The organism is Salinicola sp. RZ23, assembly GCF_003206675.1.
Taxonomy (GTDB): domain Bacteria; phylum Pseudomonadota; class Gammaproteobacteria; order Pseudomonadales; family Halomonadaceae; genus Salinicola; species Salinicola endophyticus.
In genome coordinates this window covers 80,277-101,283 of the sequence record NZ_PZJK01000007.1, presented here as the reverse complement: position 1 = coordinate 101,283, position 21,007 = coordinate 80,277, and the positions used below count along the sequence as shown (strand labels likewise).

The 21,007-nt window shown below is 65.6% G+C and carries 22 protein-coding genes; 11 read left to right on the top strand and 11 right to left on the bottom strand.

All coding sequences use genetic code 11. The annotated features are described in order from the left end of the window. The first annotated feature begins 116 nt into the window (after nucleotides 1-116). The 6 genes from DOM67_RS06665 (at nucleotide 117) to DOM67_RS06640 (ending at nucleotide 4,021) form a co-directional block, all read left to right on the top strand. Nucleotides 117-920: a C-type lysozyme, inhibitor gene (locus DOM67_RS06665; protein WP_110674867.1), complete on the top strand. Its 804-nt coding sequence runs from the start codon at nucleotides 117-119 to the stop codon at nucleotides 918-920. Between the two features lie 157 nt (nucleotides 921-1,077). Beyond that, the gene (locus DOM67_RS06660) at nucleotides 1,078-1,686 is read left to right on the top strand and encodes an NAD(P)H-dependent oxidoreductase (protein WP_110674866.1); all 609 of its coding nucleotides are present in this window, start codon (nucleotides 1,078-1,080) and stop codon (nucleotides 1,684-1,686) included. Between the two features lie 67 nt (nucleotides 1,687-1,753). Then, nucleotides 1,754-2,158 (top strand): DoxX family protein, encoded by a 405-nt coding sequence (locus DOM67_RS06655; RefSeq protein WP_110674865.1) that lies wholly within the window; start codon nucleotides 1,754-1,756, stop codon nucleotides 2,156-2,158. Between the two features lie 201 nt (nucleotides 2,159-2,359). Further along, nucleotides 2,360-2,800: a VOC family protein gene (locus tag DOM67_RS06650; protein ID WP_106419678.1), complete on the top strand. Its 441-nt coding sequence runs from the start codon at nucleotides 2,360-2,362 to the stop codon at nucleotides 2,798-2,800. A 5-nt stretch (nucleotides 2,801-2,805) separates the two neighbouring features. Beyond that, entirely contained in the window at nucleotides 2,806-3,279 is a 474-nt protein-coding gene (locus DOM67_RS06645; RefSeq protein WP_110674864.1) for a TspO/MBR family protein, read from the top strand. Nucleotides 3,280-3,325: 46 nt separating this feature from the next. Continuing rightward, nucleotides 3,326-4,021 carry a uracil-DNA glycosylase family protein gene (locus tag DOM67_RS06640; protein WP_110674863.1) on the top strand — a complete coding sequence of 232 codons (696 nt, stop codon included), beginning with the start codon at nucleotides 3,326-3,328 and terminating at the stop codon, nucleotides 4,019-4,021. 98 nt (nucleotides 4,022-4,119) lie between these two features. Here DOM67_RS06640 and DOM67_RS06635 read toward each other — a convergent pair whose 3' ends face one another. After that, entirely contained in the window at nucleotides 4,120-4,521 is a 402-nt protein-coding gene (locus tag DOM67_RS06635) for a DoxX family protein (protein WP_345774420.1), read from the bottom strand. Nucleotides 4,522-4,938: 417 nt separating this feature from the next. Here DOM67_RS06635 and DOM67_RS06630 point away from each other — a divergent pair, with 417 nt between their 5' ends. After that, nucleotides 4,939-5,985, top strand: a complete 1,047-nt coding sequence (locus DOM67_RS06630) for a GGDEF domain-containing protein (RefSeq protein WP_157958804.1) — start codon at nucleotides 4,939-4,941, stop codon at nucleotides 5,983-5,985. Nucleotides 5,986-6,061: 76 nt separating this feature from the next. Here the strand turns inward: DOM67_RS06630 and DOM67_RS06625 are convergent, their stop codons facing one another. The 9 genes from DOM67_RS06625 to DOM67_RS06585 form a co-directional block, all read right to left on the bottom strand. Further along, on the bottom strand, nucleotides 6,062-6,790 hold the full coding sequence (locus tag DOM67_RS06625) for a phosphatase PAP2 family protein (protein ID WP_110674861.1): 729 nt from the start codon (nucleotides 6,788-6,790) through the stop codon (nucleotides 6,062-6,064). A 233-nt stretch (nucleotides 6,791-7,023) separates the two neighbouring features. Continuing rightward, nucleotides 7,024-9,876, bottom strand: coding sequence for a valine--tRNA ligase (locus tag DOM67_RS06620; protein ID WP_110674860.1), 2,853 nt, complete (start codon nucleotides 9,874-9,876; stop codon nucleotides 7,024-7,026). A gap of 141 nt (nucleotides 9,877-10,017) precedes the next feature. Continuing rightward, the gene (locus tag DOM67_RS06615; protein WP_110674859.1) at nucleotides 10,018-10,443 is read right to left on the bottom strand and encodes a DNA polymerase III subunit chi; all 426 of its coding nucleotides are present in this window, start codon (nucleotides 10,441-10,443) and stop codon (nucleotides 10,018-10,020) included. Nucleotides 10,444-10,456: 13 nt separating this feature from the next. Then, complete coding sequence (locus DOM67_RS06610) at nucleotides 10,457-11,101, bottom strand: LysE family translocator (RefSeq protein WP_110674858.1); 645 nt, start codon at nucleotides 11,099-11,101, stop codon at nucleotides 10,457-10,459. Between the two features lie 146 nt (nucleotides 11,102-11,247). Then, entirely contained in the window at nucleotides 11,248-11,988 is a 741-nt protein-coding gene (locus tag DOM67_RS06605; protein ID WP_110674857.1) for an SDR family oxidoreductase, read from the bottom strand. 67 nt (nucleotides 11,989-12,055) lie between these two features. Next, nucleotides 12,056-12,454: a VOC family protein gene (locus DOM67_RS06600; protein ID WP_110674856.1), complete on the bottom strand. Its 399-nt coding sequence runs from the start codon at nucleotides 12,452-12,454 to the stop codon at nucleotides 12,056-12,058. Nucleotides 12,455-12,523: 69 nt separating this feature from the next. Then, nucleotides 12,524-13,624 carry a branched-chain amino acid aminotransferase gene (locus DOM67_RS06595; RefSeq protein WP_232825158.1) on the bottom strand — a complete coding sequence of 367 codons (1,101 nt, stop codon included), beginning with the start codon at nucleotides 13,622-13,624 and terminating at the stop codon, nucleotides 12,524-12,526. A gap of 232 nt (nucleotides 13,625-13,856) precedes the next feature. Then, nucleotides 13,857-14,141 carry a YciI family protein gene (locus DOM67_RS06590; RefSeq protein ID WP_110674854.1) on the bottom strand — a complete coding sequence of 95 codons (285 nt, stop codon included), beginning with the start codon at nucleotides 14,139-14,141 and terminating at the stop codon, nucleotides 13,857-13,859. 204 nt (nucleotides 14,142-14,345) lie between these two features. After that, nucleotides 14,346-15,863, bottom strand: coding sequence for a leucyl aminopeptidase (locus DOM67_RS06585; RefSeq protein ID WP_110674853.1), 1,518 nt, complete (start codon nucleotides 15,861-15,863; stop codon nucleotides 14,346-14,348). A gap of 236 nt (nucleotides 15,864-16,099) precedes the next feature. On the opposite strand from DOM67_RS06585, the gene lptF reads away from it, so the two are divergent. The 4 genes from lptF to bfr all read left to right on the top strand — a co-directional run bounded on the left by lptF (nucleotide 16,100) and on the right by bfr (nucleotide 19,724). After that, nucleotides 16,100-17,176 (top strand): LPS export ABC transporter permease LptF, encoded by a 1,077-nt coding sequence (lptF, locus tag DOM67_RS06580; RefSeq protein ID WP_188115195.1) that lies wholly within the window; start codon nucleotides 16,100-16,102, stop codon nucleotides 17,174-17,176. Then, nucleotides 17,176-18,240, top strand: a complete 1,065-nt coding sequence (gene lptG / locus DOM67_RS06575) for an LPS export ABC transporter permease LptG (protein ID WP_110674851.1) — start codon at nucleotides 17,176-17,178, stop codon at nucleotides 18,238-18,240. Before lptF ends, lptG begins: the two co-directional genes overlap by 1 nt. A gap of 326 nt (nucleotides 18,241-18,566) precedes the next feature. Next, nucleotides 18,567-18,770: a (2Fe-2S)-binding protein gene (locus DOM67_RS06570; RefSeq protein WP_110674850.1), complete on the top strand. Its 204-nt coding sequence runs from the start codon at nucleotides 18,567-18,569 to the stop codon at nucleotides 18,768-18,770. Nucleotides 18,771-19,241: 471 nt separating this feature from the next. Then, complete coding sequence (gene bfr / locus DOM67_RS06565) at nucleotides 19,242-19,724, top strand: bacterioferritin (RefSeq protein ID WP_110674849.1); 483 nt, start codon at nucleotides 19,242-19,244, stop codon at nucleotides 19,722-19,724. Between the two features lie 190 nt (nucleotides 19,725-19,914). Here bfr and DOM67_RS06560 read toward each other — a convergent pair whose 3' ends face one another. Then, nucleotides 19,915-21,006, bottom strand: a complete 1,092-nt coding sequence (locus tag DOM67_RS06560; RefSeq protein ID WP_110674848.1) for a 5-(carboxyamino)imidazole ribonucleotide synthase — start codon at nucleotides 21,004-21,006, stop codon at nucleotides 19,915-19,917. Nucleotide 21,007 lies beyond the last annotated feature (1 nt).

Genomic DNA, 21,007 nt, shown 5'->3' with positions numbered 1-21,007 from the left:
TGGTAGTCTTCGTCACGCGCCACGAGTTCGCTCGCGGCGCTTTTTTGTCGTCCAACCGCACGTTTTGTCGTCCAACCGCAAGCTGCTGTCAGCCAACAACATTCGGGAACTCGCTCATGTCTTCCGTGCCTCTTGCCGCTCTTCGTCGTGCTCTGACGTCGCCCCGCGCGCCCAGGCTCGCCGCCACGCTTCTGCTCGCCTCGCTGGTCGCCGGCTGTGCCGGTGGTGCCCAGCCGACCTCGGGCGGGTCAGGCGCTGGCGGGGGGACCGGTGGCGATAGCCCGAAGGCGGCCGGCGCGCCGCAGTCGCCGCTGCTGCCGAGTGCCTTCTTCGCCGATGGCGGCGAGCGCTTCAGCGCCTGGCGCTGCACGCCGTCGCAGAATCTGGTGACCACGACGCCGGACGCCAAGCGCCTGCGCCTGTGGACCGCGCTCGGCAGCACGGAACTGCAGCGTGCAGTGGCCGCCGACGGTGACCGCTATGTGCTCGGCGGTGTCGCCTTCGAGCGCCACGGCCGCGACGCCCGGGTCGAGAGCGACAATGGCCAGCTGGTCTGCGCGCTGGCCAGCGAGCGCGCCACCACCACGCGCCAGGCGCATCCACAGAGCATCTTCTACGCCAGCGGCAACGAGCCGGGCTGGAACGTCTCGCTCGACCGCCAGACCACCACCCTGACGCTGGTCTCCGACTACGGTCAGGCGATCGACACCTTCCGCTACCGCGTGGCCTCGGTGAAGAACGGCAGCGATGCGCGCATGGTGCTGGTCAGCGACAGCGGGCGCCAGCCGCTGGAGATGGATCTGCGCGCCGGCGCCTGTTTCGACGACATGAGCGGGCAGCCGTGGCCGGTGAAGGTGACCCTGCGCTACGGGCGCCACGATTGGCACGGCTGCGGGCAGGGGGTGGAGGCCAAACGCTGATATTCAAACGAATCTATCGAATGGTTTGTGCCAATATTCGCGGTTTTTATTTCAAAAACCACAACGAATAATGGCAGTCAGCGTTCACCCGCCGCCTTGGGCGGCGGGCTTCACCTCTACGCTCCAACCTTCACCCTCTGCAAGGGAAGCTTCGTCCATGACACAACGCATCCTGCTGATCACCAGCTCGCTGTTCGGCGAGAATGGCCAGTCCCGCGCTCTCGCCGCGGCTTTCAAGTCCGAACTCGCCGGGCGCGACGTCGCGCTGGTCGAGCGTGACGTGGTCGCAAGCGAGCTGCCGCACTTGAGCGGTGCAGAGATGGGGAGCTGGATGACCGAGCCCAGCGCGCGCACTCCGGAGCAGGTCGCACTCGCGAGCCACTCCGAAGCGCTGCTGGCCGAGGTCGAGGCCGCCGATCTGATCGTGCTCGCGGTGCCGCTCTACAATCTCGGCATCCCCAGCCAGCTCAAGGCGTGGTTCGACCGTATCCTGCGTGCGGGCAAGACCTTCAAGTACACCGAAAACGGTCCGGTCGGCCTGCTCGAGGGCAAGTCCGGGCTGATCCTGGCGGCGCGCGGTGGCCAGTACGCCGGTACTGAACTCGACTCGCAGACGCCGCATCTGCGCCACATGCTGGGGCTGATCGGGATCAAGGATGTCCATGCCATCTACGCCGAAGGGCTCAACATGGGCGACGCCCAGAAGCAGGCGGCCATGACTGAAGCCCAGCAGGCGATTGCCGAGTACGTGGCCAACCACTGCTGATTTCCCGCTGCGCTGACGCGGCCACGCCGGATGCCGGCACTTGATATCGAGGGCGGGAGACGATCCCATGCCAAGGTTTTTCCATAACGACGATATGGGCAAGCTGGTCCTGCGCCTGTGTGTCGGTGTGCTCATGCTGTTCCACGGCATCAACAAGGTGCTCCATCCGGCCGCTTTCGACTGGCTGGCGCAGACGTTGTCCGGCGTCGGCTTGCCGACTTTCATCGCCTATGGCGTGCTGCTGGGCGAGATCGTCGGTCCGCTGATGGCGATCGTGGGCTGGCGGGCCCGTATTGGCGGCTTGCTGATGGCTGGCAACATGGTCGTCGCGGTGCTGTTGGTGCATCTGCCGCAGTTCTGGTCGCTCACCAGCCAGGGTGGCTGGGCGCTCGAACTGCAAGGCATGTATCTGTTTGCCGCGCTGGCGGTGATGTTCCTGGGCAGCGGGCGTTTGGCGCTCAAGCCCGACTGAGCCTGCCGGCGCTTGCTGCCGAAGCTCTACAGCCGTAGCGACGAAAATCGCCCGCCACCGACAGGTGGCGGGCGATTCTCGTGATGGCAGGGGGGCGGTGCCACCCGCAGATCGACCACCCGTGCTAGCCGACATTCACCGTCGCGCGTTCCTGGTCTACCATGAAACGGTTCAACTCACTGACGAATCAGGAAGATTCCCATGGAATACCTGCACACGATGGTGCGCGTGTCGGATCTCGATGCGTCGCTGCACTTCTATTGCGACCTGCTCGGCCTCGAGGAGGTATCGCGCAAGGAGAGCGAAAAGGGCCGTTTCACGCTGGTCTTCCTCGCCACCCCCAACGACCGGCCGCGCGCCGAAGCGGAACAGTCCCCGATGGTCGAGCTGACCTACAACTGGGACCCGGAGACCTACACCGGTGGGCGCAATTTCGGCCACCTGGCCTACCGTGTCGACGACATCTATGCGCTGTGCGACAAGCTCCAGAGCAATGGCGTGACCATCAATCGCCCGCCGCGGGATGGCCATATGGCCTTCGTGCGTTCGCCTGACGGTATCTCCATCGAACTGCTGCAGAAGGGCGAGCCGAAGCCGGCGCAGGAGCCCTGGGCGTCGATGGAAAACACCGGCTCCTGGTAAGTCGCATGAATCGCTCGTTCGCGATCTTTCTCGGCTGGCTGCTGCTGGTGGCGCTCGCCGCCAGCAGCGGCATCCTGGCGCCACCGGGGCCCTGGTACGCCGCGCTCACCAAACCGCCGCTGACGCCTCCGGACTGGCTCTTTCCGGTGGCCTGGACACTGCTCTATCTGCTGATGGCGGTGGCCGCCTGGCGAGTCACGCTGGTGGCACCACCTGGGCAGCGACGCCGGGCCTTGACCCCCTTCTTCGCTCAACTGCTCGCCAACGCGCTGTGGTCGTGGCTGTTCTTCGCTGCCCACTGGATGCTGGTGGGGCTGCTCGATCTTCTGCTGATGTGGGGGCTGATCGTGTGGACGCTGGTCACGTTCTCGCGCTACTCGCGACTGGCGGTGCTGCTGTTGCTGCCCTATCTGGTCTGGGTCAGCTTCGCGGGTTATCTCAACGCCGGGTTGTTGGTGCTCAATTTTTCCACCGGTTGAGCATTGAACCCGCCGGGGCACAGACAGGAACGAGCCAGGAGACTGCATGGGAGATAACGATCGGCCAGTATCGCTGCCGGCGACCCTCGAGGCTGCCCTGCGTCGGGAAGCGGCTGGGCTGGAACGCCTGGATCGCGATACCTATGCGCGCTTTGGACGCGATCCCTGCGAGCCGATCGTAGGGCTCGGCCCGCGCAGCGCCCGGCTTGCGATCTTCGGCCGCGATCCAGGCACCCGCGAGGTCGAGACCGGGGAGCCATTCGTCGGCGCCGGGGGGCAGAAGGTGCGGACCGAGCTCTACCGGCACCGCCACCAGAAACCGCCGCCGGACTTCGATGCCGCCCTCGCGATCGGGCGTGAGCTGTTCTGGATCAATACCGTGCCCTACAAGCCCCAGGGCAACAAGGCTTGGTCGATGGCGGTCAAGCGTCGCTTTCAGCCGCTGGTGGCGCAACTGCTCGACGCCTGCTGGCAGGGCGAGCGGATCATCACCCTGGGGCGGGAAGCGTTTCTATGGTTCGGTATCGATCAGCCGCGCGAGGTTCGCGCGGCGCTCGACGCGTTCTGGGCCCGGGAGGATCGCTTCGCGGCGCTGCACGCTACCCGGCTGCGCCTGCCGGATGGCCGGGAACGCACCTTCACGCTGGCGCCGCTGCCGCATCCTTCACCGCTCAATCAGCGCTGGTTCAAGCGCTTTCCCGAGCTCATGGCCCAGCGTCTGGAGGCCCTCGACGGGGGATGAAAGCGAGCCCTTATTTAATATTAGTAAAAATTTAACTAAAAAGTCCGGCAATCAGATCCGCCCGAGCGCCTGCCAGTCCAGGCGCTCGCTGTGGCGGGCTAGTCTGGCTTGACCGCCATCCGCCCGCTGCCCAGGAACATCACCGCCAGCGCCGCGCCGAGGAACATGCCCTGCAGCTCCAGCGTCCAGCCGCCCTGGCCGTTCAGGCTCGACAGCTGTGATAGGTGCACCAGGACGATGGCCACCAGCATGTTGATCGCCATCAGTAGTCCGCCCAGGCGGGCCTGCCAGCCGAGGATCGCCATCAGCGGGGCGATGATCTCGCCCACCAGCACGCCGTAGGCGACGAAGGAGGGGACGCCCATCTGTGCGAGCTGATGGGCGATACCGTTGAGACTGGCGGGGTCCATCAGCTTGTGCAGACCGTGCAGCAGGATCAGAATCCCCACGCAGAGTCGCAGCAGCAGTTTGCCTAAGTCGTCGTTGTGCATGAAACGCATGAGCCAGCGCGTCCTTGTGGTTGGGTCGATAAGGGGGTGGAGTGGGTGACGGATACGAGGATGGATGACACTTCCCTCGGGCGTATGACGTTTCTTCGGGACGGCGACATTATACGTCGTGCGCCGAGATTATCAGAGTTTGTTAATAGAAAGTCAGTGTCGTCATGGGCTTACAAAGTAAATCGGCAAATTTGAATGTTATTTGAAGTTAAAACAAGCGATACTCTTGTGCTGTCACCTCAGCGCGCCTCAAACTCGGCCGATACCGACGCCTGAGGGCGCGCCGTGCCCGCGCCGAGGTAATAACAAGATTGCGAGCCGATCACCATGCCTAGCCGCTATCTCTTTCATCTCTGGCGGCGCGTTACGCGTCCCCCCGATAGGCTATCGGTGGAGCGTCGCCGCAGTTTCGAGATCATGGCCGAAATCTATCTGCTGGCCCTCTGCCTGCAGATTTTCATCGCCCCTGTCCTGTATCTGCTTGGCTATAGCGTGATGGGACATCTGAATCTCGTCTGTGTGCTTGCTTACGCGGTGGCGCTGCGCCTGCACCGGCACCTATGGGTGGCGCTGGCCCTGGGGGTGAAGCTGGGCGCCTTTCTCCTGCTGTTGATCTATGGCGCCTTGGTACTGGGCAGCGACAGCGGGGTCGTCTACTGCTTGCTGTTCGCCGAGGTGGAGCTGATGCTCGCCGATCTGCGTCGACGCACCAAGCTGCTGTTGACGGCCGGACTGGCGACGCTCGCCCTGGGCCTGGCGGACCTGCCCAGGCTGAACTCGCCGCCGCTGGGGTTCGAGGCGCATCTGCTGGAGAATTTCGTGCTGGTGGCGGTTTTCGTCATGCTGTGCATGGTGATCTTGCGCATGCTCACGATCACCGACCGTCACGAGTACCGTTACCGCCGCGATGCCATGCATGACTCCCTGACCCTGGTCCTCAATCGCCGTGCCATTTTCGACAAAGCTTCGGCCTACTGGCGTCAGCAGACAGCGTTCGCGATGATCCTGGTGGACGCCGACCACTTCAAGGAGATCAACGACAACTTCGGCCATACCGCGGGGGATGCGGTGCTGCACCATCTGGCCGGCGTGCTCAGGGATGCGCTGCGCGGCGAGGATGACGTCGGTCGCGTCGGCGGTGAGGAGTTCCTGCTGCTGTTGCCGGAAACCAGCATCTCAGAGGCGGTGACGGTTTCCGAACGTATCCGCGTGCGGCTGGCCCGGCGCCCGTGTCAGTTCGGCGGTCAGCTGATGCCGGTGACGCTGTCGATGGGGATCGCCTGTGCCGACGAGGGCGACAAGCTGCAGAGCATCATCGAACTCGCCGACCGGCGGCTGTATGCCGCCAAGTCGGCCGGGCGCAATCAGGTGGTGGCCGAAGGGCATGTCGAGAGCGCCAACTCGCGCAACGCCGGGCGGCTGTCGCGCGGGGTGAAGGATGCGCTGCAGTCGGAAGGTGGCTAGGGGCTGCCGAGAAGTCACTGTCGAGAAGCCCAGCGCGGGGCGTCCCGACGGGCCTGGCGTGCGCAGCCCAGGCTGCTCAGCCCCGGTGCAGACGTTGCGGCATCCAGCGTGCCAGCGCGCGCTGGATGCCGCCGGCGGCAGCCGCCGCCAGCGGCGTGCACAGCACCCAGGGCAGGGCGATCAGGGCGATGCTCAGCGCGCCCATGTAGACATCGCTGAACCAGTGCGCGCCGACCATGATGCGCGGGGCGCTCAGCAGCACCACGAAGGCCATGCTGAGCAGGGCGATGCGGCGCGCGGCGAAGCGCAGCATGAAGCCGGCGAACACCATCAGCATCAGGCCGTGATCGCCGGGGAAGCTGTTCGATGCCGAATCCTTGGTCGGAATCGAGACCACGTCGGTCAGGCGCATGGCGTTGGCGAAGAAGCGGGTCGGGCTGGGGTGGCCATAGCTGATGCCCTTGGTCGTGAACAGCGCCAGCACGCCGGCGGTGAGCACCATGGTCACACCGATACCGATCCAGCGGGTCAGGCGCTCGGGATGCGGATCGCGAAGCATCGCCCACAGGAACAGCAGGCCCATGATCGCCAGCGAGATCATGTCGAAGGCGCGATGGTTGAGAATCGCCAGAGTATCGTCCCACCAGTTGGGCTCGGGCGTGATCAGGGCGTTGAAGAACCAGAAGATACGATCGTCGAGATCGCTCCACAGCACGTCGTGGGGCCAGGCCCAGCTCAACAGCAGCAGCAGGCCGGTAACGTTGAAAGCGACGATACGCTTGAGATCGAGACGGGGGCGGGTCATAAGGAGCCTTGCCGAACGGCGTTGCAAGAGACGGTAAGGCGCCATTTTAAGTTAAGCTGGACATAAGAAACAATGTTTCTTAACTTCGCAGACTCACCCCTGACATCTTTCTATGGCAGACGTCGGTGTCAGGCGACGTATAGCACCGCTATACAGCCAGCGGCCCCGTCATCTGACGGGGCCGCTGGTGTCACCGCAGGCCGCCGGCGAGGGCGGCGGTCAGGGCGAGGCGATCAGCCGTCGAGTTCGGCGATCTTGTTGCGCTGTTCGACCAGGTGCTGGCGCGCCGCCAGATACTCCTTGAGCTTGCCGCGCTCCTTCTCGACCACCGCCTCCGGCGCCTTGGCTACGAAGCTGTCGTTGGAGAGCTTCTTCTCGATGCCGACGATCAGCTTGTCCTGCTTGTCGATCTCCTTGGCCAGCCGTGCCAGTTCGGCCTCCTTGTCGATCAGATCGGCCATCGGCACCAGCACTTCCATGTCGCCCACCAGCTGGGTCGCGGCCAGCGGCGCCTGTGCCGGATCGTCGAGCCAGTCGGCGCTCGCCAGCTTAGCCAGCTTGGCCAGGAACAGGCGGTTGGCCTCGAGACGCTCGCGGTCGCCGGCGTCGCCCTTGGTCAGCAGCACCTCCAGCGGCTTGCCGGGGGCGATATTCATCTCGGCGCGAATATTGCGCACGGCGACGATCACGCCCTTGAGCCACTCGATGTCGCGGATCGACTGTTCGTCGATGCGCGAGGCGTCGGCCTCCGGCCACGGCTGGGTCATCAGGCTGGCGCTCTCGCCGGACACGGTGCCGGCCAGCGGTGCCACGCGCTGCCAGATCTCTTCACTGATGAACGGCATCATCGGATGCGCCAGACGCAGCACTGTCTCCAGCACGCGAACCAGGGTACGGCGAGTTCCGCGCTTGGCTTCCGGCGTCGCGGCGTCGTCCCACAGTACCGGCTTGGAGAGCTCCAGGTACCAGTCGCAGTACTCGTTCCAGACGAAGTCGTAGAGCGCCTGGGAGGCGTGGTCGAAGCGGTACTCGTCGAGGGCGTTGGTGACCTGGGTCTCGGTCTGCTGCAGGCGCGAGACGATCCAGCGGTCGGCCAGCGACAGCGCCACCGGTGCGTCGTCGAGACCGACATCCTCGCCTTCGGCGTTCATCAGCACGTAGCGCGAGGCGTTCCACAGCTTGTTGCAGAAGTTGCGGTAGCCATCCAGGCGGCCCATGTCGAACTTGATGTCACGGCCGGTGGTGGCCAGCGAGAGGAAGGTGTAGCGCAGGGCGTCGGTGCCGTGGGCCTCGATGCCCTCCGGGAACTCGGCACGGGTGGCCTTCTCGATGGCGCGTGCCTTCTGCGGCTGCATCATGTTGCCGGTGCGCTTGGCCACCAGGGTTTCGAGGTCGATACCGTCGATCAGGTCGATCGGATCGAGCACGTTGCCCTTGGACTTCGACATCTTCTGGCCCTGGCTGTCACGCACCAGGCCGTGAACGTAGACGGTCTTGAACGGCACTTCGTCGGTGAACTTCAGCGTCATCATGATCATTCGGGCGACCCAGAAGAAGATGATGTCGAAGCCGGTCACCAGCACGCTGGTGGGGTGGAAGGTCGAAAGCGCCGGCGTCTGTTCCGGCCAGCCCAGGGTGGCGAAGGTCCACAGGCCCGAGCTGAACCAGGTATCCAGCACGTCCTCGTCCTGGGTGAGCGCGACCTCGGCGCCGAGGGCGTACTTGTCGCGGGCCTCCGCTTCGGTGCGCGCCACGTAGACGTTGCCCTCGGCATCGTACCAGGCCGGAATACGGTGGCCCCACCACAGCTGACGCGAGATGCACCAGTCCTGCAGGTCGCGCATCCAGGCGAAGTACATGTTCTCGTAGTTCTTGGGCACGAACTGGATATCGCCGTTCTCCACCGCGGCGATGGCCGGCTTGGCCAGCTGCTCCACGGCGACGAACCACTGATCGGTGAGCAGCGGCTCGATGACATCGCCGGAGCGGTCGCCGTAGGGCAGGGTGTTGCTGATCGTCTCGATCTGCTCGAGCAGCCCGGCGGCCTCCATGTCGGCGACGATGCGCTCGCGCGCCTCGAAGCGGCCGAGCCCGGCGTAGGCGGCGGGCAGGCTGACATCGATGTCGTCCAGCGGCTGGCCCTGGAGATCGAATGCCTCGGCGCGTTCGAGGATGGTGGCGTCCTGGGAGAAGACGTTGATCAGCGCATGGTTGTGGCGCTTGCCCACCTCATAGTCATTGAAGTCATGGGCCGGGGTGATCTTGACGCAGCCCGAGCCCTTCTCCATGTCGGCGTGCTCGTCGGCGATCACCGGGATGCGGCGGCCGACCAGCGGCAGCTCGATGAACTTGCCGACCAGCGAGGCGTAGCGCGGATCTTCCGGATTGACCGCCACGCCGGTGTCACCCAGCAGGGTCTCCGGGCGGGTCGTGGCGACGACCAGGTAATCCTTGCCGTCGGCGGTGGTGACACCGTCGGCGAGCGGGTAGCGGAAGTGCCAGAACTGGCCCTGTTGCTCGCGGTTCTCCACCTCCAGATCGGAGATCGCGGTGTGCAGGGTCGGGTCCCAGTTGACCAGGCGCTTGCCGCGATAGATCAGCCCCTCGTCGAACAGGCGCACGAAGACTTCCTGGACCGCCTGGTAGAAGCCGTCATCCATGGTGAAGCGTTCGCGGCTCCAGTCGACACTGGCGCCCATGCGCCGCAGCTGGCGGGTGATATGTCCGCCGGACTCTGCCTTCCACTCCCAGATCTTGTCGGTGAACGCCTCGCGGCCCAGGTCGTGGCGCGACTGGCCGGTCTCCGCCGCCAGCTTGCGCTCCACCAGCATCTGGGTAGCGATGCCGGCGTGGTCTGTGCCCACCTGCCACAGCGTGTTGTTGCCGCGCATCCGCCGCCAGCGGGTCAGCGTATCCATGATGGTGTCCTGGAAGGCGTGGCCCATGTGCAGGCTGCCGGTGACGTTGGGCGGCGGGATCATGATCGAGAACGGCTCGCCCTGGCCGCTGGGGGCGAAGTGGCCGTCCGTTTCCCAGCGTTGATACCAGCGGGTTTCGATCTGATCGGGTTGGTACGTCTTGTCCATGGCGGCTTCTTGACTCGGCAAACGATGGCGGGCACGCGGCGCCTGTGGAGGCGGGCGGCGTGACGAAAATGGCGAGGATTATACCTGCTGAGGGCGGAGCGCGTCAGGTTCGCGTCGGGCGAGGGGGGGCGGGCGTGACCCTCACAGCTTGTGCGCTTCGACCCGGTAGCCGCGATCCTTGTAGGTCTTCCAGCAGGCGCGCTTGCAGCGCAGCACGTCCTGGTGCTGGTTGATGATCTCGGCGACGCGCTCGACCCGGGAGAACCACTCGGGAATGTCGTCGTGGAGATTGAGCATCGCCTGCACCCCGGGTTCCGGGGCGGCCTGCCAGCCGATGCTCACCGGCGGTGCCGGTTCCACCGCGTCGCCCACCACCGCATGTGGCACATAGCTTTCGTCGCGGAATTTCCACAGATGCTCGTCGAACTGGCGCGCCATCGCCTCGTCCTGGGTATGGACATGCAGGCGATACCCCTTGCGGTAGATCGTCTCCGCCAGGCGGCAGGCGAAATCGAAGCGCGCCTCCAGCGTGGTGTCCTGAAGGATGTAGAAGTCGACTTTGGTCATGAGCGCCCGTCTGTCATTGGGTCCGTTGGTAGATGCCGGTGACACCGCCTGCGCCGATCAGCAGAGTGCCACCGATGCGATTGGCGACCCGCTGAACGCGTGGGCTGCGGATTCTGTCACGCGCCGTCGCTGCGAGTAACCCATAGAGCGCCGCATTCAGCGTGGCCAGGATGACGAAGGTCGCCTCCATCAGCGCAATCTGCGGGAGCAGCGGGGCATGCGGGGTGAGGAACTGCGGCACGAACGCGACGAAGAAAATGAGGCTTTTGGGGTTGAGTGCGGTGACCACGTAGGCGTGCCAGAAGAGCCGATGGTTGGCGCTGGCTGGGGAGGTGTCTGGCGCGGCACTCGTCACCTCGTCGGCGATCGGCATCGTCGGCGTACGCCACGCCTTGACGCCCAGGTAGATCAGGTAGGCGGCGCCGATCCATTTCAACACGCTGAATAGCGTGGCCGAGGTGGCCAGCAGTGCCCCCAGGCCTGCCATGGAGGCGGTCATGGCGGTGAGATCACCCAGCGCCACGCCGCCCACGGTGGCGGCGCCGGCGCGACGTCCGTGATTCAGTGCGTGAGAGATCACCAGCAGGATGGTCGGGCCGGGAATCGCCAACATGAGGGTCGATGCCGCCACGAAGGCGAGCCACATTTCGAGAGGCATGGGGGCGTCTCCTGCCAGTGCCATGGCTCTCTAGTCATCCACGGGATCGACGCGGCTGTCAAACCGCGACCGCTCCCCCTGCGACAGGCCTGACGCCGCGCTCGGCATTCGCGCCTGCACCAGGCGCGGTACCTGTCGATACGGGCTCAGACGCCGCCGTCGACATCGATCAGGGCGCCGGTGGTGAACCCGGCTTCGGCCAGCCACAGTACCGCGTTGGCGATCTCTTCCGGCTCGCCGATACGCCCCATCGGAATCACCTCGCCGGCGACATCGGGCTTGTCCGGGTTGCCACCGCTGGCGTGAATGGTGGTGCGGATCACCCCGGGGCGCACGGTGTTGACGCGGATGCCCTCGCCGGCGACTTCCTTGGCCAGACCCTCGGTCATGGTGTCGATGGCGCCCTTGGAGGCGGCGTAGTCGACATACTCACCGGCACCGCCGAGGTGTGAGGCGGCGGAGCCGACGTTGATGATTGCACCACCGTTGCCGCCGTGGCGGGTGGACATGCGCTTGACTGCCTCGCGGGCGCAGACGAAGGGGCCGACCACGTTGATCTTCATCATCCGATCGACACGCTCGAAGCTCATCTCGTCGACGCGGCTGATCTGGTCGACCACCCCGGCGTTGTTGACCAGCACGTCGACCCGACCCAGCTCGCGGTCGACGGTCTCGAACATGGCGACGATGGCGCCTTCATCGACCACATCGGCCTGAACCGCGATGGCGCGGCCGCCGGCGGCCTCGATCTCGGCGACCACCTTGTCGGCAGAGGCCTTGTCGCTGCGGTAGTTGACGGCCACGGCGTAACCCTTCTGGGCCGCCATGCGGGCGGTGGCGGCGCCGATGCCGCGGCCGGCACCGGTCACGATCATGACTGGTTTCATGCACTCCTCCGATAGCGGGGTGAGAGAGTCGACGCCACGCAGGCGCGCGGCGTCGACAGGCAGCCTATCAGGCTGCGGGTTCGAGCGGATACACGGCACAGAGCTTGTGGCCGTCGGGATCGCGCACATAGGCCAGGAAGAGGTCGCCCATCGGCGTATGGCGCACGCCCGGCTCGTCCTCGATCGAGGTGGCGCCCTGGGCGACCGCGGTATCGTGGAAGCGCTGGGCCTGCTCCTGGGAGCTGCAGGTAAAGCCCAGGGTGTCGCCGTTGCCCACGGTGGCGGGTTCGCCGTTGATCGGCTCGGTGACGACGAAGGCGTTGCCGTCATGACGATAGGAGAGACGCTGGAGGCCGTCGTACTCGAAGCGCTGGCCGGCTTGCGCGCCGAGTACGCCGAGCACCTCGTCGTAGAAGCGCTTGGCGCGCTCGATATCGTTACTGCCGATCATGATGTGGCTGAACATAGGGGCTCCCCTTGAGGACCTTGTCGATAGTGAAAATGGATACCGAGCCCGCTTCGCGTCAGGACGCGATCAGGCCAGACGCATCAGCCAGCCGCGGGTGTCCTCGCTGCGGCCGTACTGGATATCGAGCAGGCGCTTGCGCAGCTGGGCGCTGACCGCTTCACCTGCCACCGGTGGTGTGGCGATACGCTCGTCTTCGCTCACCAGCTCGCCGATCTGGGTGATCACGGCGGCGGTGCCGCAGGCGAACACTTCGGTGATCTCGCCGCTGGCGACGCCGTCACGCCACTCGTCGATGCTGATCTGACGCTCTTCCGGGGTGAGGCCGGCATCGCGGGCCAGTTCGAGGATCGAGTCGCGGGTCACGCCCTCGAGGATCGTGCCGCTCAGCGCCGGGGTGACCAGGCGGCCGTCACGGTAGACGAAGAACAGGTTCATGCCGCCCAGCTCTTCGATCCACTTGTTCTCGGCGGCGTCGAGGAAGGCGACCTGGGCGCAGCCGTGCTCCTCGGCTTCGGCCTGGGCCAGCAGCGAGGCGGCATAGTTGCCACCGCACTTGGCGAAGCCGGTCCCGCCGGGGGCGGCGCGCTTGTAGTGGGAGGAGAGCCAGATCGAGACCGGCTTGCCGCCGCCCTTGAAGTAGGAGGCCGCCGGCGAGGCGATCAGGTAGTAGTCGACCTCGGCGGCCGGCTTCACGCCCAGCGACTTGCCGTTGCCGATCATGAACGGGCGCAGGTAGAGGCTGCACTCTTCGCTATCGTTCTGCGGCGTCGGCACCCAGGCGGCGTCCTGGGACACCAGCGCTTCGAGCGAGCCGAGGAAGGTCTCGTCGTCCAGCTCCGGCAGGGCCAGGCGACGCGCCGAGGCGCGGAAGCGCGCGGCGTTCTTCTGCGGGCGGAAGGTCCACACCGAGCCGTCGGCGTGGCGGTAGGCCTTGATGCCCTCGAAGATCTCCTGGCCGTAGTGCAGTACCGGCGAGGCGGGGTCGATCAGCAGCGGCCCGTAGGGGCGAATCTCGCCGCGCTGCCAACCGCCCTGCTTGGTCCAGCGTACGTGCACCATGTGATCGGTGAAGAAGCGGCCGAAGCCCGGATTGGCAAGAATCTCGTTGCGCAGGTTGGCATCGAGCGGGTTGGACGAGAGGCGAACTTCGAATCCTGACGTGGACACTGCGACTTCTCCTGGCGGCCCCGAATGATGGCGGCGCGGTGGCATTCGCGCGCCGGCCGACGGGCATACGATCGGTGACGGTGGGTCCGCACGACGCGCTCGGGCGAAGACGCGCCGGCAAGGCTGCGTCAACGCGGGGCGGCGCTGGCGGAAAGGTCAAATTAGCATGCAAAGCGTATTCTGCGAAGAGGGGCCTTGGCCGTGCCGCCGGGGCGGCCAAGGCATCATCGGCTCAGCCCTTGAGCGCTTCGAAGCCGGGGGCGGTCAGTGTGATGGCACACTCGATGATCTCGTAGTCAGCGAGATCGTGGCTGTGGAACGGATCGGTGGCCAGGCACGCCTCCAGCGCCGGGCGCTCGGCGTGGGAGAGCAGCACGCCGCCACTGCGCGGCACCTTGCGCCCGGAGGCGATCAGCAGCCCGCGGGCGTAGGCGTCCTCGAGCCACGCCATGTGGCCTTCGATATGCGCCTCGATACGCTCGAGAGGCACCTTGTAGGTGAGTGAGACGATGAACATGCCGCGGCACTCCTTGTCGGTTTGTCGATACGGGTCATGAGCCCCCGAGAGGGGGAAATCAAAAAGAACCCGCCGCGACGCCCCGGGCGGGGCGTCTCGACGGGCTCTGGTTTGCAGCGGTGGGTCACCACCGGTCCGGCGTCATCGGTCAATCACGACCGGTGAGCGGCGGCTGGGCGCCTTTGTGGCTCAAAGACACCGCGCTCAGGTCTCGTCGGTCACCACGTGCTCGCTCTCGCGGTCGAGCAGATAGCGTGTGAGCAGGCCCACCGGACGCCCGCTGGCGCCTTTCTGCTTGCCGCTGTGCCAGGCGGTACCGGCGATGTCCAGATGCGCCCAGGGGTAGCTGTCGGCGAAGCGCGAGAGGAAGCAGGCGGCGGTGATGCTGCCCGCCGGACGCCCACCGATATTGGCCAGATCGGCGAAGTTGGACTCCAACTGGGCCTGGTAGTCGTCCCACATCGGCATGTGCCAGGCGCGGTCCCAGGCGGTTTCGCCGGCTTCGAGCAGGTCGAGGGCAAGGTCGTCGTCGTTGGAGAAGAGCCCGCTGGCGTGGTCGCCCAGGGCGATCACGCAGGCACCGGTGAGGGTGGCGATATCGACCACGCTGGCCGGCTGGAAGCGCTCGGCGTAGGCCAGGGCGTCGCACAGCACCAGGCGCCCCTCGGCGTCGGTGTTGAGGATCTCGACGGTAAGCCCCTTGAGCGTCTTGACGATATCGCCCGGCTTGATCGCGCGGCCATCCGGCATGTTCTCGGCGCTGGCGACGATGGCGATCACGTTGAGCTTGGGCTTGAGCGCGATCACGCTCTTCATGGTGCCGAACACGCTCGCCGCGCCACACATGTCGAACTTCATCTCGTCCATGCCGGCGCCCGGCTTGAGCGAGATGCCGCCGGTATCGAAGGTGATGCCCTTGCCCACCAGCACGTGGGGCGCCTCTTCGGCGTCCTCCGCGCCCAGATACTTCATCACGATCAGCTTGGAGGGTTCGGCGCTGCCACGGCCCACGGCGAGCAGGGAATGCGCGCCGAGCGCTTCGAGTTCGGCTTCGTCGAGCACCTCGACCCCGAGGCTGCCACCGGCTTCACCGGCCAGCGTCTCGGCCTGGTCGGCGAGATAGCTGGGGGTGCAGATATTGCCTGGCAGGTTGCCCAGGGTCCGCGCCAGGTTGACCCCGTCGCCGAGAGCGGCACCGATACGCGCGCCGCGCTCGGCGGCTTCGCTCTGGCCGCTGTCGGCGATCAGCAGCTCGACCCGGGCGAGGGCCGGCAGCGGGCTCGGGGTGGATTTGCACGCGTTGAAGCGGTAGACCGCCTGGGTCGCGGCATCCAGGGTCATCTGGGTGTTCCAGGCGATATCGCGGTCGGCGATGACGGCATCGCTGAAGCCCACCGCGACACTGTCCGCCGGCAGCTTGGCAACGGCGGCGAAGGCTGCATCCAGCGCCTTGCGCAAGCCACCTTCGTTGAACTTGGCGCGCTCGCCCAGACCCACCAGCAGCAGGCGCTCGGCGGAGAGTCCCGGGGCGAACGGTATCAGTTGCACGTCGCCCAGGTTGGGGGTGAAGTCGCCGCGCTCCAGCAGCTGCGCGATCAACCGCTCGCTGGCGTCATCCAGCTTGGCCGCGGTGGGCAGCAACTCGCCATCCTGGAACAGCGGCACCACCAGACAGGCAGTCTCGACCTTGGCCGGGTTGACGCTGAGTACGGAAAATTCCATGTCGTCTCCAATGAACGATTGCGCTGGCTTCGCGTCACAGGTCTCGGCAACGAGACAAGTGCGCGGGGAATCGGGATAATGGCCGGGGCCGCGCCAGTGCCCGGCGCAGCGCCCGGTGTTGCAGGCGCAGCCCGCAAGACGCCTCAGTTTACGCAAAGCGGGGGGGCGATGCACAAGCCCACCCGCCGCCGGAACGCACGCCGTGCGCTGGCAGGAAGCCAGATCAGGAGTCGATGTTGATTGTATTCCGCTATTTGACCCGCGAGATCCTGCTGACGATGTCAGCAGTCGCCGGCGTATTGCTGCTGGTGATCATGGGCAGCCGGTTCATCCGCTACTTCACCGACGCCGCCCAGGGCGAGCTGCCGCTCAGCGCCCTGGGTTCGCTGATGCTGTTCCACATGCCCAGCTTCATGGAGCTGGTACTGCCGCTGGCGTTCTTCATCGCCATCCTCCTCGCCTACGGACAGCTCTATCTCAACAGCGAGATCACCGTGCTGGTGGCCTGCGGCATGAGCCCCAACCGCCTGCTCCAGGTCACGCTGCTGCCGGCACTGCTGATCGCCGCGGTGGTCGGCGCCTGCAGCCTGTGGCTGACCCCCTACGGTGCGCTGCACAACGAGCGTCTGATCGAGCAGCAGAAGAGCCAGCTCGACTTCTCGCTGCTCACCCCCGGGCGCTTCCAGGATTTCGGCAGCGGCCGTACCGCCTACACCCAGTCACTCAATGACGACCATTCGCGCATGGAGGATGTCTTCATCAGCGAACAGGGCAAGGGCAGTGATGGCGGCCAGCAGGTGGTGACCCGCGCCGAGAGCGGCTACCAGACCGTCGATCCCAAGACCGGCAGCCGTTTTCTGGTGCTCTCCAACGGTACCCGCTACAGCGTCGACCCGGGTAGCCCGGTGGCCGAGCGGCTCGCCTTCGGCAGCTATGCGGTGCGTCTCTCCACCGACGGCGAGACCGATATCGGCGACGACACCGAGCTGATGAGCACCGCGAAGCTGATCGATCAGGGCGACGACGAGTCGATGGCCCAGCTGCAGTGGCGCCTGTCGATGCCGCTGATGGTGCCGATCCTGACCCTGCTGGCACTGCCGCTATCGCGGGTCAATCCGCGTCAGGGGCGCTTCGCCAAGCTGCTGCCGGCGCTGTTCCTGCATGTCAGCTATCTGAGTCTGCTGCTCGCGGCCCAGGACGCGATCGCCCGTGGCAGCCTGCCGGCGGGCGTCGGCATGTGGCCGATCCACGGCGTCTATCTGCTGCTCGGCCTGATTCTGCTGCGCCGCGACCAGCGCCAAGGAGGCCGCTGATGCTGCTCGATCGTCTCGACCGTTACATCGCGCGCAATGTCCTCGGCGCCATGCTGGTGGTGCAGGTGATGGTGCTGGGGCTCGACCTGGTGATCTCCTACATCAACGACCTCGGTGATGTCTCCGGCAACTACTCCGCCTTCGACGTGCTGCTCTATCTATTGATGCGGCTGCCGTGGCGCTTCTACGAATACGCCCCAGTGGCGGTGCTGATCGGTGCGCTGGTGGGGCTGGGGTCGATGGCCTCGAGCAACGAGCTCACCGTGATGCGCGCCGCCGGGCGCTCGCTCGGACGCATTCTGATCGGGGTGCTCAAGCCGCTGCTGCTGGTGATCCTGATCACCATGGGCATCGGCGAGTTCGTCAGCCCGGCCACCGAGCAGCACGCCGCGGCCTGGCGCCTGGAACAGTCCGAGGGCGCCGATGCGGTGCTCGAACGTGGCGGTGGCTGGCAGCGTGAAGGTGACAACTTCTACCGCTTCGGCACCATCCGCGCCGACGACACCGTGATCAACGTGCGCCGCTACGAGTACGACGGCCAGCGTCTGGTGGAAGCTTCCGAGGCCCAACGCGCGGTGTGGAACGGCAAGGCGTGGACGCTGGAGAACGTCAAGACCACCTACTTCGACGCCAACGGCACCCGGGTCGAGTCCCAGCCCACCGCCATCTGGCACACCGATCTCACGCCGGCCCAGCTCAACCGCCTGCTGCGCCCGCTCAACAGTCAGCGCATGAGCAGCCTGTGGCAGTACGCCAGCTATCTGCGCTCCCAGGGGCAGGAGGCGACCCAGCCGCTGCTCTACTTCTGGCAGAAGAGCCTGCTCCCGGTCACCCTGGCGGGGCTGGTGCTGCTGGCGGCGTCGTTCGTGTTCGGCCCGCTGCGCAGTGTCGCTGCCGGCACGCGGATCTTCTACGGCGTGATCGTGGGGCTGTCGTTCAAGTACCTGCAGGATCTGCTGGCGCCCGCCTCGGTGCTGTTCGGCTTCTCCCCGTCGCTGGCGGTGGTGGTGCCTACCGCGGTCTGCTATCTGCTCGGCTTCTGGCTGCTGCGCCGCACCGGCTGATCCTGCCCGAGCGCTTCGCTTCCCCGCTCATCGCACAAGACGACGCCGCACTCCTGGAGTGCGGCGTCTTGCGTTGGGGCGTTTCACGTGAGGGCGTTTCACGTTGGGTCGTTTAGCGTGGGTTCGGGGGCGTCGGATGGCATCTGAGTCCCGGGATGCGGTGGTCGGTCCGAGCGAGAGAGAGGGCGGAAGAGGGCGGCTGATACCTGTGCTAAGTCTGCGCTAAGGAAGCGGCGCTAACGTGAGCGAGATGATTGTGATTCGGACTTGAAAGTGCCTATGCGAATCATTTACATTCACTCCTACGTTGAGTGCGAGGATCTGCCGTGTACGTCTGTCTCTGCCAGGGTGTCACCGACCGCGATATCGAGAACGCCGTGAGCGATGGCGCCCGCAGCTGGCGCGAAGTGCGCGAAGTCACCGGCTGCGCCGGCCAGTGTGGCAAGTGCGCCTGCACCGGCAAACGGGTGATGCGTGACGCGATCAGCGAGCAGTTGAGCTTCGACCCGGACCTCGCCTACGCGGTGTGACCTCTCGGGCGCCAGCCTCGCCGCGTGTGTCGCCTGTTGTTCGCCTCCTCTTTTTGCGTATCCACTTTTTGCGTCTCCACGACAGGTCGTATCGACAGCTTTCCCCGCCTTCGCGCTTTTGCCTTTCCGCATCACGGGTAGTCTTTATTCCTGCCTTTCCATGTGATGCCAACGCTTCCTGCTGCTGAAATTCCGCTAAGTAGTCCAAGTTGCCGGCTATCCCCTAAGAGTAGGCGAGCCGGTGTGTCTGCGATGCGCGCCGGGCGCAGCGCGACTCGTTATCAGCCGCGTTATCACCTGCCAATCGCTGGCAGATGAGAAAATTTCGTAAGTTACTGTAATAGTTGTAATTTCTCGATGCCTTGTGGATACTGCCACCATCGGACCAGCGCCACCCTGTGGTAGCGTACTCCGTCAGGGAGCGCGCGAAGCTGCCTCCCCTCGCCAGTTACCCATGAGGAGAACACGACAATGAAAGGCGACCCGAAGGTCATCAGCTATCTGAACACCGTCCTCGGCAACGAGCTGGTGGCGATCAACCAGTACTTCCTGCACAGCAAGATGTACAAGGACTGGGGCTTCAACGTGCTCGCCAAGTGGGAGTACGACGAATCCATCGAGGAGATGCAGCACGCCGACAAGCTGATCGAGCGCATCCTGTTCCTCGAAGGCATCCCCAACCTGCAGGATCTGGGCAAGCTCAACATCGGTGAGAATGCCAAGGAGATGCTGGAGAGCGATCTCAAGATCGAGCACAAGGCGCGTGCCGACCTGCAGGAAGCGATCCCCTACTGCGAATCCGTGCGTGACTACGTCAGCCGCGATCTGTTCATCAAGATCCTCGACGACGAAGAAGAGCACATCGACAAGCTCGAAGCGGAGCTGGGCCTGATCGACAAGGTCGGTATCCAGAACTATCTGCAGAAGCACATGTTCGGCGACGAGAAGGAGTGAGCGCAGTCTGCACGCGCTCCGCGGGCCGGGTCTGAGCTGACCCCGCCAGCGCCAGCAAGAGGCTGGAACCTAAAAGGCCCCGCTGTNNACAGCGGGGCCTTTTTCATTCTGCTTGCTCACGTCTTGGCTGCGGGCAAGGGCGCGGTAGCTGACGTGGGCGCAGCGCGCGCCAGCCACCTCAGGAGTGTGGCTAGCCCAGATCGTTGACCAGCAGCGCCTCCACCGCGGCGACACGTCCGGCCAGCGTCTCGTCGTCGGCGGCGAGCACCGTGATATGGCCGATCTTGCGGCCCGGCCGGGGCGCCTTGCCGTAGTCGTGCCAGCGCGTGCCGGGCAGCGCGAGCACCGCGTCACGCTCGGGGAAGGCGCCGATCACGTTGAGCATGGCGCAGGGCGCCAGACGTGCGGTTTCGCCCAGCGGCAGTCCGGCCACCGCGCGCACGTGGTTCTCGAACTGGCTGGTGACCGCGCCCTCGATGCTCCAGTGGCCGGAGTTGTGCACCCGCGGGGCGATCTCGTTGGCCAGCAGGCCGGCGTCGGTGACGAAGAACTCGAACGCCATCACTCCGACATAGTCGAGCTCACGCATCACCCGGCTGGCGTAATCCTCTGCCTGGGCCTGCAGCGGGTGCGACACCTGGGGTACCGAACAGTGCAGGATGCCCTGGCGATGCGCGTTGCGTACCACCGGCCAGTGGCGGATCTCGCCGTCACGGGCGCGCACCGCGATCACCGAGATCTCGTGATCGAAGTCGATGAAGCCCTCGAGAATCAGCGGCACGCCGCCGAGCTCGGCGAAGGTACCGGTGACATCGGCGGGGTCGCGCATCACCTTCTGGCCCTTGCCGTCGTAGCCCAGGGTACGGGTCTTGACCACTGCGGGCAGGCCGATCTCGGCCACCGCGGCGTCGAGATCGGCCTGGCTGTCGATGCGTGCGATCGGCGGCACGGCGATATCCAGCTCGCGGAACAGCGACTTCTCCAGCCAGCGATCGCGGGCGGTGGAGAGCGCCTGGGCCGGGGGGAAGGCCGGGCGCTGCTCGGCGAGACGGGCGACCGCCTCGGCCGGCACGTTCTCGAACTCGAAGGTAATGGCATCGCAGCTGGCGATCAGCGCTTCGAGGGCCGTCGGGTCCTGCCAGTCGGCCTGCAGATGCTCACCATGCACCGCTGCGCAGGGTTCGCTGCCCGGATCGAGAAAGGTGAAGCGCAGGTCGAGCGGGGCGCCGGCCTGGGCGAGCATGCGGCCGAGCTGGCCGCCACCGACGATTCCGATTCGCATG

Excerpts from the sequence above, each read along its gene's own strand:
- DOM67_RS06665 (WP_110674867.1), top strand. The coding sequence starts at position 117 with ATGTCTTCCGTGCCTCTTGCCGCTCTTCGTCGTGCTCTGACGTCGCCC.
- DOM67_RS06660 (WP_110674866.1), top strand. The coding sequence starts at position 1,078 with ATGACACAACGCATCCTGCTGATCACCAGCTCGCTGTTCGGCGAGAAT.
- DOM67_RS06655 (WP_110674865.1), top strand. The coding sequence starts at position 1,754 with ATGCCAAGGTTTTTCCATAACGACGATATGGGCAAGCTGGTCCTGCGC.
- DOM67_RS06650 (WP_106419678.1), top strand. The coding sequence starts at position 2,360 with ATGGAATACCTGCACACGATGGTGCGCGTGTCGGATCTCGATGCGTCG.
- DOM67_RS06645 (WP_110674864.1), top strand. The coding sequence starts at position 2,806 with ATGAATCGCTCGTTCGCGATCTTTCTCGGCTGGCTGCTGCTGGTGGCG.
- DOM67_RS06640 (WP_110674863.1), top strand. The coding sequence starts at position 3,326 with ATGGGAGATAACGATCGGCCAGTATCGCTGCCGGCGACCCTCGAGGCT.
- DOM67_RS06635 (WP_345774420.1), bottom strand. The coding sequence starts at position 4,521 with ATGCGTTTCATGCACAACGACGACTTAGGCAAACTGCTGCTGCGACTC.
- DOM67_RS06630 (WP_157958804.1), top strand. The coding sequence starts at position 4,939 with ATGGCCGAAATCTATCTGCTGGCCCTCTGCCTGCAGATTTTCATCGCC.
- DOM67_RS06625 (WP_110674861.1), bottom strand. The coding sequence starts at position 6,790 with ATGACCCGCCCCCGTCTCGATCTCAAGCGTATCGTCGCTTTCAACGTT.
- DOM67_RS06620 (WP_110674860.1), bottom strand. The coding sequence starts at position 9,876 with ATGGACAAGACGTACCAACCCGATCAGATCGAAACCCGCTGGTATCAA.
- DOM67_RS06615 (WP_110674859.1), bottom strand. The coding sequence starts at position 10,443 with ATGACCAAAGTCGACTTCTACATCCTTCAGGACACCACGCTGGAGGCG.
- DOM67_RS06610 (WP_110674858.1), bottom strand. The coding sequence starts at position 11,101 with ATGCCTCTCGAAATGTGGCTCGCCTTCGTGGCGGCATCGACCCTCATG.
- DOM67_RS06605 (WP_110674857.1), bottom strand. The coding sequence starts at position 11,988 with ATGAAACCAGTCATGATCGTGACCGGTGCCGGCCGCGGCATCGGCGCC.
- DOM67_RS06600 (WP_110674856.1), bottom strand. The coding sequence starts at position 12,454 with ATGTTCAGCCACATCATGATCGGCAGTAACGATATCGAGCGCGCCAAG.
- DOM67_RS06590 (WP_110674854.1), bottom strand. The coding sequence starts at position 14,141 with ATGTTCATCGTCTCACTCACCTACAAGGTGCCTCTCGAGCGTATCGAG.
- DOM67_RS06585 (WP_110674853.1), bottom strand. The coding sequence starts at position 15,863 with ATGGAATTTTCCGTACTCAGCGTCAACCCGGCCAAGGTCGAGACTGCC.
- lptG (WP_110674851.1), top strand. The coding sequence starts at position 17,176 with ATGCTGCTCGATCGTCTCGACCGTTACATCGCGCGCAATGTCCTCGGC.
- bfr (WP_110674849.1), top strand. The coding sequence starts at position 19,242 with ATGAAAGGCGACCCGAAGGTCATCAGCTATCTGAACACCGTCCTCGGC.
- DOM67_RS06560 (WP_110674848.1), bottom strand. The coding sequence starts at position 21,006 with ATGCGAATCGGAATCGTCGGTGGCGGCCAGCTCGGCCGCATGCTCGCC.